At 40.3% G+C, this 12100-nt stretch carries 8 protein-coding genes and 1 other annotated feature; of the genes, 4 read left to right on the top strand and 4 right to left on the bottom strand.

Translation table 11 applies throughout. From position 1 onward, the window contains the following. Positions 1 to 246 precede the first annotated feature (246 nt). From FHQ08_RS12010 to FHQ08_RS11995, 4 genes are read right to left on the bottom strand one after another with little or no spacing between them, the layout of a single operon-like run. Complete coding sequence (locus FHQ08_RS12010) at positions 247 to 984, bottom strand: gamma-glutamyl-gamma-aminobutyrate hydrolase family protein (protein ID WP_230914625.1); 738 nt, start codon at positions 982 to 984, stop codon at positions 247 to 249. A 16-nt stretch (positions 985 to 1000) separates the two neighbouring features. Then, the gene (locus FHQ08_RS12005; RefSeq protein ID WP_230914624.1) at positions 1001 to 2641 is read right to left on the bottom strand and encodes a peptide ABC transporter substrate-binding protein; all 1641 of its coding nucleotides are present in this window, start codon (positions 2639 to 2641) and stop codon (positions 1001 to 1003) included. A 54-nt stretch (positions 2642 to 2695) separates the two neighbouring features. Continuing rightward, entirely contained in the window at positions 2696 to 3952 is a 1257-nt protein-coding gene (gene pepT, locus FHQ08_RS12000; protein ID WP_230914623.1) for a peptidase T, read from the bottom strand. A 21-nt stretch (positions 3953 to 3973) separates the two neighbouring features. Then, positions 3974 to 5605 (bottom strand): peptide ABC transporter substrate-binding protein, encoded by a 1632-nt coding sequence (locus tag FHQ08_RS11995; protein WP_230914622.1) that lies wholly within the window; start codon positions 5603 to 5605, stop codon positions 3974 to 3976. A 49-nt stretch (positions 5606 to 5654) separates the two neighbouring features. Further along, positions 5655 to 5911: a binding site (T-box leader), on the bottom strand. A 177-nt stretch (positions 5912 to 6088) separates the two neighbouring features. Here FHQ08_RS11995 and FHQ08_RS11990 point away from each other — a divergent pair. The 4 genes from FHQ08_RS11990 to FHQ08_RS11975 all read left to right on the top strand — a co-directional run bounded on the left by FHQ08_RS11990 (position 6089) and on the right by FHQ08_RS11975 (position 11855). Beyond that, positions 6089 to 6436, top strand: coding sequence for a hypothetical protein (locus FHQ08_RS11990; protein WP_230914621.1), 348 nt, complete (start codon positions 6089 to 6091; stop codon positions 6434 to 6436). 190 nt (positions 6437 to 6626) lie between these two features. Beyond that, positions 6627 to 7820: a DUF2075 domain-containing protein gene (locus FHQ08_RS11985; RefSeq protein WP_230914620.1), complete on the top strand. Its 1194-nt coding sequence runs from the start codon at positions 6627 to 6629 to the stop codon at positions 7818 to 7820. Between the two features lie 125 nt (positions 7821 to 7945). After that, the gene (locus FHQ08_RS11980; protein ID WP_230914619.1) at positions 7946 to 8785 is read left to right on the top strand and encodes an aldo/keto reductase; all 840 of its coding nucleotides are present in this window, start codon (positions 7946 to 7948) and stop codon (positions 8783 to 8785) included. A 253-nt stretch (positions 8786 to 9038) separates the two neighbouring features. Next, complete coding sequence (locus tag FHQ08_RS11975; RefSeq protein ID WP_230914618.1) at positions 9039 to 11855, top strand: hypothetical protein; 2817 nt, start codon at positions 9039 to 9041, stop codon at positions 11853 to 11855. Positions 11856 to 12100: the final 245 nt, after the last annotated feature.

Genomic DNA, 12100 nt, shown 5'->3' with positions numbered 1-12100 from the left:
GGTTCAGCACTTTGCTTTAGACTTCCTTCAGATTCCACCTCACGGTGGACACCCTTGTCCTCAACTAATAGTTCCGACTACTACGGTCTATAGTGGACTTTCACCACCAAGTTAGCGCCCATGCCGGACGCACTAAAAAAGACCCACAGAATTAGAGTTTTAGTCTAATTTCTGTGGGTCTTTCTTTACTGGTGCACAAATGGATACAAACTTTTAGATAAAATCACTGCCAGCTAGATACGATTTTTAAGCACTCGCTGCTTTTGTGGCTTGTATGATTAGCTGTCGGAAAATCTCTTGGTTACGCTGGTCATAACCTAATAGCATTTCGGGATGCCATTCCACGCCGAAAAACTGATGCTGGGCATCCAGGCTTTGAAAACCTTCAATCACGCCATCGGTACTGACGGAGATTGCTTCTAAATTTGCAGCAAGTTGTTTGATACCTTGGCTGTGTAAGGAATTAACCAGGACCTTATCACCAAAAACATGCTTTAAGAAAGAAGGCTTGTCTTGTAAGACGTAGTGTGAAGGTTGTGTATCATCCGTTGGAATTTGCATATGTTTCAAGGTGGGCGCTTCTCGGTAACTCAAATCTTGATATAGCGTACCACCTAGCGCCACATTTAGAACTTGAAATCCGCGGCAAATTCCTAATAAGGGTTTATTGGTTAGTTGAACTGCTTGAATCAGATTGATTTCAAATGTATCACGCTTCAAACTGGTCATGCCCATTTTAGGCAGGGGGGCTTCACCATAGAGAAACGGAGAAACGCCTTGCCCACCGGTTAATAGGAAACCATCAAAGCTTGGCACATAATCGGCAACATCGTCTGGATTCGTAAGTGGTAAAAGATAAGGGAGTCCACCAACTTGATTGATGACATCAATGTAAAACTGAGGCACGTAGGAAGCTGGATGATTGTGAAAGACTTTTTCAGCAAATTCATACTGATTAGCAATGATCGCGATTTTTGGTTTCATATATTATTCAAAACTCCTATTTTTTGGGGGTGAGATATCTGAATTGAGCCCATTGACCAAACGGCGTCACGCCAAACCCATTGAATCGATTACTCAATAGGTAGGAAAAACCAGCTTGATAAATTGGAGCGGTTGCGGCATCATCGAGCAATTGTTTTTCAGCGGACTGCATGGTTTTGAACCTCTGAGCTGAATCGGCAGCATATTTGCCGTTGATATTATCGAGGTAAGTATCATAGCTTTGATTCTTGTAGTGAGAAAAGTTTAATTTTTGATCACTCCCGTACATGAACAGCAAAGCCATTGGATCCGCATAGTCAGGGACATAAGTACCAAACGCTAAATCGTAATTGCCGTCTTGTTCAAACTGAATGCGCTGAGCCACTGGAATTGCTTTGACATTGATCGTCAAGCCTTGTAGATGGTTCTGTAATTGAGATTGCAAAAATTCTGCAATGCTTTTAGCTTGTGAAGTATCTGCTGAAAGCAATTCTAAAGCAATATGCTTGGTTTTTAATTCTGATTGAGCTTTTCGCCATTCGGATTTAGCTTGCTTAGGATCATAAGTAAGCAATTGTCCGGTTTCTTGGCGATAATCTTTGCCATTACTTGGATCGGTTGCTAGGCCAGTAGGAATAAGCCCATTTAACGGCTGACTGCCATCCTGTAAAAGATTATGAGTCAATTTCTTTTTGTCTACTGCTAAAGCCAAAGCACGGCGCAAGTGGCTATTGGCAGTTTTGGTACGCTGAATATTCATGGATAAATAACCAATCGTCGGCGTAGTTGTCTGATGCAAATATTTTGAGTGTTGATATTTCTGCACGTTATTATCTGGAATGGTCGTGTAATCGAGTTCACCATCATCAAATAAATTCATAGCCGTGCTGGTTTCTTTGACGACTTGGACATTGACTTTATTGATCTTGATTGCCTGCTTGTCGTAATAAGTTGGGCTCTTTTGCAGTACCCAACTATCATTAGTACCGTTCCAACCTTTAAGTATAAATGGTCCATTACTCAAAGTATACTTGGCTGCCGTGCCAAATTTTTTACCAACTTTTTTGGCAAACTTTTCGTTGACCGGCATAAAGTGTGAGTTCGTAAAGAATTGTCTGATATAGGGTACCGGATGTTCCAAAGTGACTTGTAAAGTATGTGTATTGATTGCTTTCACGCCCAAAGCCGTAGCTGGTTTTTGGTTGAGCCGAACTGCCTTACCATTCTTCAGAATATCACTCATACTTGAAGCATATTTCGGTGAAACTTTACGACGGATGCCATAAACAAAATCTTGAGCGGTCACCGCTTGCCCATTTTGCCATTTAGCTTTGCGCAAGGTAAAGGTATAGACTGTTTTAGCTCTATTGACCTTTGATGCTCCCGTCACCATACCAGGGACAATCTTATTTTTGACATTATAACGATACAGCCCCTCATTAATTTGCTGAATCGTTTCAGAACTCGTTGTTCCGGTGTAAGCAGCCGGATCTAAGGTATCTAAATTTTGGCTGGTGGCTGCTTCAAAGGTTTTTTGACTAGCAGCTGCAACTGGCTCAATATGAAATAATGGTAAAGCTAGTGCAAAGATGAGGCTAAATATTGATAATCTAATTAAAAATTTATGTTTAGTCCGAATCATTGGTCTATGCTTCAAGATACTCCTCCCTTTTTAATGTCCATAGTTTACTTTAGTTTACTTTTTAATGGTCTAATTGTCTACTGATTTGTCATGTACCGCTATAATTTCTAAAACAGTTGCGACAGTCTGACTCATTGCTTCTAAAGTGACAAATTCATAAGGCCCATGGAAATTTTCACCGCCATTAAATAAGTTGGGTGTAGGCAGACCTAAATAAGTGAGTTTGGAACCATCCGTACCACCACGGAAGGGACGAATAAAGGGTTGAATGTGTAAGTTTTTTAGAGCTTGTTTTGCCAACTCGATCGGATAGGGATCTTGATTGATAATATCCGCCATATTGTAGTATTGGTCTGTTAATTTTAATTTGATTCTAGGCTCAGGGAAGGCTTCATTCAGATGAGTCACGATATTTTTTAAACGCTGCTTGCGTGTTTCAAAAGCAATTTTGTCAAAGTCACGAATGATGTAGGTCAATTGAGCATGGTCAACATTACCTTCAAAATGGTGCAGCAGATAAAAACCTTGATGACCCTCAGCATATTCAGGCCGATCATTAGCTGGCAATGCTTGGTCAATTTGTTCGGCAATCGTAATGGCATTGACTAGTTTCCCTTTAGCTTCACCAGGATGCACGCTGGTACCGGTAATGTTAATGATGGCTTGTGCCGCATTAAAGGTTTCGTACTCAATCTCACCTACAAGCCCATTATCCAGTGTGTAAGCAAATTTAGCGTTGAAATCAGCTACGTCAAAACGATCAGCTCCGCGGCCAATCTCTTCATCGGGCCCAAAAGCAACTTTCACAGGTCCGTGTTTTAGTTCCGGATGAGCCACTAAAAAGCGCAAAGCATTGACAATAGCGGCAATGCCTGCTTTGTCATCCACGCCCAGCAAAGTTGTACCATCACTGGTGATCAGTGTTTGACCAAGATAATGCTTTAAGTTTGGAAATTGATCCGGTGCGAGGACCAAACCGTTCTTAAAGTGGATCGGCTGACCATCATAATTTGGATGTACTTGGGGCGAAACCTGATGGCCGGTAAAATCTGGGGCAGTATCCAAATGGGCAATGAATCCAATTGTTGCAATTGGCGCAGAGTCGGTTGCCGGTAATAGCGCAGTGACGAAGCCATTGTTCGCGTTTAACTTGACCTCACGCAAACCAAGCGTAGTTAATTGATGCACGAGGACTTTAGCTAATTCTGTTTGGCCTGGAGTACTCGGTACGGTATCAATGGCAACCTGGTCATTAGATTCGGTATCGATCTGTACATATTGCTTAAAATCCGTATAAAGCTGCTGTGTGTCAATGCGATAGTTCAAGTGATCACCTCAAAATTTTTATTATTTAATATAAGCAGTTTTCCAATCGTAAGGGACGCCAGAGCCATTATAAACAATGCCTTTGACTTTCGGTTGCAATAACTGAGCGGTGGTTTGCTGATACAGTGGAATCGTCCCTTGATCAGTCAATAATTCTTTTTCCGCGTTTTGCAATGCTTGCCAGCGTTTGTCCGGTTCATTGGCGTATTTGCCTTCAGCATCAGCGATAGCCTGGTCGAATTTGGTGTTGTGCCAACCAGAAGTGTTGTAGCTGGAATCGGATGTCCAAATATCTAAGAAATTAACGGGGTCTGCAAAAACAGACTGCCAACCAGTAATAATTAATTGATAATTGCCTTTTTGCTGCAGTGTCAGCCGTTGAACTTTTGGCAAAGTATGGATGGCAACTTTAACGTGCGGCAATTTTTCTAAGGCATTTTGAACGTACTCCGCAGTGCGTTTCGCATTTTGGGTGTCATCGGTCACTAAGGTTAATGACAAAGATTTTGCATGTGTTGCGGCAAGGCCTTTTTTTATCAAGGCTTTCGCTGTTTTAAGATTGCTTGTGACCGCTGTTTTAACTTCAGTTTCTTTGGCAAAATCATGACCATTTTGTGGATCTTTGCCTAGACCTACGGGCGTAAAACCCTTTGGTGTTTGTGAACCATCTTGAAGAACATTGTTGACTAATTGTTTGCGATTAATTGCTAAGGAAAACGCACGTCTAACGTTTTGATTCTTGAAGGCTTTAACTTTATTTTGATTGAGATTTAAGTACAACAGATTTGAAGCCTCTCGTTTTACAAAATCCTTATTAGTTTTGAAATTTGGTACTTGTTCACCCGAAAGCACCGTTTCATCAACTTTGTGGCTTTGGTATAAATTCAATCCAGTTTGTGGGTCTTTCACAACTAATTCATTGATCTTATTTAATTTAACGTGTCTTTGATCCCAATAATTTTTGTTTTTAACCAAAGTCCAAGAGTCCGAAGAACCATTCCACTTAGTTAATGTATAAGGCCCGTTATTATCAGTTTTATTGGCCTCAGTGCCATAAGCCTGGCCATATTTTGCCACTGCTTTTTGATTTTGAGGGAAGAATAGGGGCCACGCCAGTAGTTTTTTAAAATATGAAACGGGCCGCTCTAAAGTAACCGTCAGATGATAATCATCGTCTGCTTTGATCCCAAGTTGATCTGGATTTAATTTGCCGGCATTGATTGCCTTGGCATTTTTGACTTGAAAAAGATAAAACGCATCTTGAGAGGTGGTTTTAGGATCGACTGTCCGTTGCCAGGAATAGACAAAGTCTTTTGCCGTGACAGGATCACCATTTTGCCACTTGGCATCTTTTCGTAAAGTGAATTTATAAGTCAAGCCATCTTTAGAAAGCTCAGTTTTGGTAGCTAATGCAGGTTGAGGGGTGCCATTTTTATCTAATCGATACAAACCCTCTTGGGTATTTAATAAAACATTGAAGCTTAAAGTATCCGTTGCTTTAGAGATGTCTGCTGTGGCTAATTCGTTACTTTCCGTCCAATTCAAGACCTGTTTTGCGGTTGCTTGAGTCGCTTGCGGCTGACTTAAGCCGCTGCCAAGCAATGTTGTGCCTAAAATGAAACAACTCAACGGTAAAATTAATGCTTTTTTCATGATTTCCTCCTAAAAAATGATAAAAAAATCCCGTGAGCTCAAAAAGAACTCACGGGACGATGATAGTCGTGGTACCACCCGATATTTAAATACAATGACTTGCATTCCTTAACACATACGGCTCAGAACTGTGACAGTTCAAGCGATATGCTGACGCAATAATGGGCGTTCCCAGAAACAACTGACCCTAGGCTCATTGTTCCAATACTTTAAAGACCATACTTCAATTGCCTTATCTATTACTTTTCACCAACCAGTAATTCTCTAAAAGACTTAGCAATTTACTCATCTTTATATCATTTTTTTATTATTTTATGTCCCTTAGTATTGACGATTGTGGTTTAAATGTCAAGCCGTTTTTTATTTGCTTGTTCGATGAAAATTGGAAACAGATTGGGATGGCCGCAGCCAAGACAAAATAAACGTGATTTCAACCTAACAATGATAAAATCTAGTTATATTTGAATATTAGGAGGTTCGACTATGGCGATCATCGATAAACAAGGTATTCGTAACATTGACCTGTGCAAGTGGCAAGACGGAGCGGATTATGAGTTTCAATTGTTAGATTCCATCAAAAAAACGGCTTACGTTAAGTATTTAGGATCGGCCGGTGAAAAAGATCAACCTGATACTGAAGCGATCCAGACTTTTGTTCAAACAAACGGTAAGAAAATTGCAGCGATGATACGTACGATCAACACCGGACAGCGTGGCAATTATATTGAAGACCTCGCCGTAGATACAATTGTCATTTATCATGACTTTCTAGCACTGTATCTTGATAGTGAGGGTAATTTAACTGAGACAGACCAAATTTTTGGTCGTTAAATTTCAAAAGATAAACCTAGTAGGCGTATGAGCTGGAAGTTGTAGCTGACTTTTAACTGGTACGCCTATTTTTTGCCTGAGCACAGAACTTTATTTTTGGTTTTCAAGGGTAAAGGTACTGGTTATAATGAATATGCGTAGGATGTTAGTTTAAGAGCTAACTTGATTTTTTGAGATTGAAGGGGATTTGATGCAGACTAAGGGCACATTTTTACTTGATAGCACGACGCAATTGAATGCAGAGCAACAGCAGCTTCAGAATCGATTATTAAATTTTATCATGACTAACTTGCATAAATCGCAAACACATCTTTTTGTAATCGAGGGCGATGCTGGGACGGGTAAAAGTGCCTTAATTAATGAAATCTTTTGCCACATCCAGCGAGAGAGCCGTTTGAATCAAGATAGTCAACTTTTTGGTACAAAAAATTCACTATTAGTTAATCATCCCGAAATGTTGAAAATTTATCAGTACTTGGCAGGTCAGACAACTGAACTTTATAAGAAAGATTTTCAAAAGCCGACCACATTCATTAATCAGCAGCGCAAAAATGCCGAAAAGGCGGATATCGTATTTGTTGATGAAGCCCATTTATTATTAACCCAAAGTGACCGTTATAATCACTTTAATCAGCAGAATCAGCTTGCAGAGATTATTAAATCTAGTAAAGTCGTTATTCTTGTCTTTGATCTGCATCAGGTACTCAAACTAAAGAGTTACTGGAACAAGCAAATGATCAAGGTGCAGTTGTCTGCGTATCCTCATGAAATTTATCATTTAAAACGGCAAATGCGCGTCACAAATCAAGCAATGATTGATTGGATCGACCAATTCACACAAAAACGGACCATTGCACCGTTACCGAAACTTTCAAAGTTTGATTTTCGTATTTTCCAAGATGGGGTGCCACTTTATCAGCAGTTACAACAAAAAAATAAAGCAGTAGGGCTATCTCGGATGATTGCAACGGCCGATTTTCCTTACAAGTTAAGTGGTGGTGATTGGTTTGTGACAGCTGGTAAATTACGCTTACCTTGGGATAAGATCAATCGCTCTGAGGTACCTTGGGCCATGCGCCCAGAAACCATTCATGAAGTGGGCTCTATTTATACGATTCAGGGATTTGATTTGAATTATGCCGGTGTGATTTTAGGCCCGTCTGTCACTTACGATCCAGTTGAAGGGCGCATCAAGATTAAAGCGGATCAATATCAAGATTCTGAAGCTTTTAAAAAGCGACACGATTTGACGGATATCGCCGCAGCCAAGGTACAAATTATCTTAAATTCGATCAATGTCCTATTAAAACGGGGTCGATATGGTTTATATTTGTATGCCGTTGATCCAATTTTACGTCAGGCCCTTTGGCAACAGGCACAATAGTCATTCGTTGTGCCGTAAAAGAGAGAGGCCTTTGCGGTGATTCGGAGAGCTGGGCACTCAGCTGGTAATAAATGAAACACTATTTTATGATAAGACTATAAATAAGTTGTAGGAGGTAATTTTTTATGATTCCAACTTTTAAACTGGCTGATGGTTTATACGTGCCACAAGTCGGCTTTGGTACGTATAAATTAAAGGGGGCAACTGGCGTCAATGCCATTGTGTCAGCATTGAATATGGGCTATCGGTTTTTAGATGCGGCTGTAAATTATGAAAATGAAGGGACTGTTGGCGCGGCAATTCGCCGAAGCGGAATTCCACGGGCAGATATTTTGGTTCAGTCTAAGTTACCTGGCCGGCATCAACATTATGATGAGGCCATTACAACCATTCAAGAATCCTTATTTCGAGCTGGATTAGACTATTTTGATCTCTATTTGATCCACTGGCCTAATCCCAAAACTGGACTTTATGAAGAAGCATGGCAAGCATTGGTCGATGCGCAAAAGTGGGGCTTAATTCGAGCCATTGGGGTTTCAAACTTTTTACCAGAACACATCGATAAGATTACGAAAGCAACCGGTGTGCAACCTGTGATCAATCAAGTTGAGCTCCATCCTTATTTTAACCAAGCTGATCAGCGAGCTTATGATGCGGCACATCATATTTTAACCCAGGCTTGGAGTCCCTTAGGACGCGCAACATCAAACAACGTCATGCAGGATCCAATTATTAAGAACCTAGCCGAAAAATATCATAAAGGGCCGGGACAAATCATCTTGCGTTGGCAAACTCAGTTAGGCGTCATGCCAATACCAAAATCGACCCATGCGAGCCGTCAATATGAAAATATGTCTATTTTTGATTTTGAATTAGCGCCTGAGGATATGGTGGCAATTAATAATATGACTCGGGCAGATGGTCGTATCCGTGATCAAGATCCAGCTTATTATGAAGAGTTTTAATTAATGAAATGATACTTTAAGTCCTAAGCTTGTATTAAGGACATGACAAATAGGACCCGAGATAAAGCCAACACTTTGTTTTGGGGCCTATTTATTTTTGTACGTTTTAATGATCAGGATACTTATGAAAACTATCTTTCTCAAGCTTAACTATAAACGGCGTAATGGAAAAATGAGCGTTGTGCTTCAGGATAAGTGCTAGAATAATCCTAATAGTATAATTTAAATTATTATTATAAATGGGGAATATAATATGATTTATTCAATGGCACAAATCAAAAAGGGCCTAGGGTTATGTTTCTTTTTCAGTTTTTGTTTATGGTTATTATTTCAAAGTAGCGGCTTTGTAACGGCGGCTTCTATGCGGCCCAGTCAACTGAATAATAGTATCAGCCAATTGCTGCGCATAAATACGGTTTCTTTGTCTGCTGTATCTAGCACACGTAACAATAGTCAACGTAGTGTCCAAAAGCCACTGCTATTTCAATCAGTAGACGATGATAGTGGCAAACATAACGATGCTCTTACAATAATGGTGAATTATGTTGATGAAAATGGCAAGGCCTTGAAACCAGCAAAGCCAATGTATGATGTAGCCGATAGTTTAATGGGTGTACATAATAATCCAGTAATCATCAATTATACAAAAGATTCAACAGACAAAGGTTCAGCGGATGATAATGGAACTTATGTATTGTCACAAATCAATCGTTATAGTGACGATATCAATGGCGTTTATACGACTCAGCGTTTCATGCCCAATGATACGCAAAAATCCATAATCACGAAGACGACCATGACTGATCCTGATGATGCTAACCGACAAGTACCAGCAGTCAATGTTGAGCTAAACATCCCATCTTATGAATTTCGACCAACAGCTTTGACTTTTGTTTATCGTAAAAAAAACAGCGTAAATTCAACGACAAATGCACAACCATTGGCTAACAATTTGACTATCACAGGTATTAATGGCATAGCCCCGAATGATGAGCACGCTGTCTTTGATGTGAAAGACGGCGATAAAATCACGCTTAAGGCTAGTACTCAAAATAATACCGGGCCAGAGACTTTAATTGGTGCAACGGGGATGCTGCCACTGCCAAAAACGCTCTCTGTGGCTGCAGCTGATTTAAAGAATGGCGTCACGACTGTTAAAGCAACCCAGTCGGCTGAGCAGTTGGCTGGATCAGATGTTGTTGTATTGCCACTCTATCTAAATGGTGATTCTACCAAAGCCAATGATTTGGCGCGTCGCCCTGAAGATGCCAATGGTAATCCAATTGGTGATACAGGGCAAACTGGTTCAAACACGGTGACATTGACATATCATGGCTATGATGGGGCCAAGATCTCAGCTTCAGATTATGGCATTCAGGTAGACAATTCCGGTTATGCGCAAACAACAACACATTATTATGTTTATGATAAGTCATCTCAATTTCTCGGTAGCTATGGCTCATATTTTTTGGATACTTCTGTTGAAGATGCGCCGCTAGCACCCAATAATACTGCATTTAGTACAGGTGACTATGCGAACGAAATTGCAAATTATGTTCCAATTTCTAATAACACTTATCTATCTGAAAAATCGGTAACTGCAACGCCTAAAGTTACTTGGATAACAACACCTGCTGATACGGATAAATATCTCTGGTTAAAAGCGGAAGTCCCCAATCAAACAACTGGTCAATTAACACCGGCAAGAACCGGTGAACTTGCGTTAACACTAAAAGTGTTTTTACCCGATGATGCGCACACGACCTATACGTTAACAGGGCAATCAAGTACATCAGCAACCTTTTATGAATATCCCAAAAAAAGTCCCGATGGTGATCCGAGTAGTAATGAAACCATGATGGGTGTCTTTAAAATTCCCAATATTCGTGTCAAAGGCGGCACAGCTGAATTTCTGAAGCGCGGTGCCGGCGTCAAGGTTATGACTTTAGAGAATAAGGTCAATCATAAAACTTATCAGGTAGGTGACAGTAATCAAGTCGTTCATAATATCCCGACACAAGTCGTCAAGTTAATGGCACCCCCGATGCCCGATCGATGGACAGTGCGTTATTATACTGATAATACTGGAGCAATGGGCTCTGAGCAGACGGTTGGTCCCTATGGAACGATAGCCCAAAGGACATTGAATACTAATTTTGCTGAAATTATTGCCCATAATGTTCGCAGTGAAGGTAGTGTACTCGGACCAACAGAGTACATTAATGCTACGAGCCAAGTCGTCAAACTTAGCAAAGACTCAGATGGCGTATTACATGGTAAGGGGGCGGCAGTACATATTGGACAATATGATAATACTGAACCTTTACCGTTGATCAAAGATGATTTACGCTTTCGAGTCGGTGACAAAATGCAAATTGTCTTCTCTTATCCTAAAGATACTTATCAATATCAAGCTGTTCAGTCTATTGATGCGGATGGTATGCATGCTAGTTATGGAAAAGTGTCTAATCAAACAGCTGCCATGAATCCACATTACGATTTAGAGAAACAGAGTGATCTGACTGATCATGATGAAATCTATCATGATATGACGATGAAATCAGCACCAACTTTTAATTTTGCTGGTGGTATTAAATTGCAAGTACCAACAAAGATGGCTTTTGGCAAACATCTAACCACTGAAACACGGTATCTGCCGGTGCAAACTTGGCATCCTGATTTGACTGTGACAGATACGGCTTTTAATCCTTGGACATTATCAGCTGAATTAACAGGGCCCTTTAAAAATGACAACAATCAAGCTGTGCATTCTGGTGAACAACTCGCACTCTTTTATAACGACGTGGCGCTGCAAAGCGGGCAAAGTCAGCAAATTTATAAATCTGGGACAGTTGGTCCAAATGACTACGGCCTACCAATTGTGACGGATTTATCGGAATTATCAGATACAAATCAATGGACGAACGCCAGTAACCAAGACCAACCGATAAATGCGACATCGAACAGACCAACAGGACCATATATCACTCGAGTGGATCCAACTCAAGAGTATAAGATTGGGCGTTACACTGGCGGTGTCAATTGGCAGGTGATTCAGTCAATTAATTAAAAAAAGTGGCTTATGTCCCAGCCACTACATAAAAACAAAAAAGAGGCTGGGACATAAGTCTTTTTATACAGCCTAAAGTAAAAAATTCCTTGAGATCTGATCTCAAGGAATTTTTTGTTTTTATGTAGGCACGAAGTGCCTTCCAATGTTATTCTATAAGCGACAAAACTCTAGAAAGAAAAGGAGGACACTGTCGTGTATCAAAATTATAACAATAATCAGTTGCGTTTATCAATCCCTTTGGA

The organism is Agrilactobacillus fermenti, assembly GCF_021030645.1.
GTDB classification, from domain to species: Bacteria; Bacillota; Bacilli; order Lactobacillales; family Lactobacillaceae; genus Agrilactobacillus; species Agrilactobacillus fermenti.
The sequence above is the reverse complement of the archived record's forward strand: the minus strand, read 5'-3'. Positions and strand labels throughout refer to the sequence as shown.

Bases quoted from the DNA above. Each gene is read 5' to 3' on its own strand.
- FHQ08_RS12010 (WP_230914625.1), bottom strand. From the start codon at position 984: ATGAAACCAAAAATCGCGATCATTGCTAATCAGTATGAATTTGCTGAA.
- FHQ08_RS11995 (WP_230914622.1), bottom strand. From the start codon at position 5,605: ATGAAAAAAGCATTAATTTTACCGTTGAGTTGTTTCATTTTAGGCACA.
- FHQ08_RS11990 (WP_230914621.1), top strand. From the start codon at position 6,089: ATGGCGATCATCGATAAACAAGGTATTCGTAACATTGACCTGTGCAAG.
- FHQ08_RS11985 (WP_230914620.1), top strand. From the start codon at position 6,627: ATGCAGACTAAGGGCACATTTTTACTTGATAGCACGACGCAATTGAAT.
- FHQ08_RS11980 (WP_230914619.1), top strand. From the start codon at position 7,946: ATGATTCCAACTTTTAAACTGGCTGATGGTTTATACGTGCCACAAGTC.
- FHQ08_RS11975 (WP_230914618.1), top strand. From the start codon at position 9,039: ATGATTTATTCAATGGCACAAATCAAAAAGGGCCTAGGGTTATGTTTC.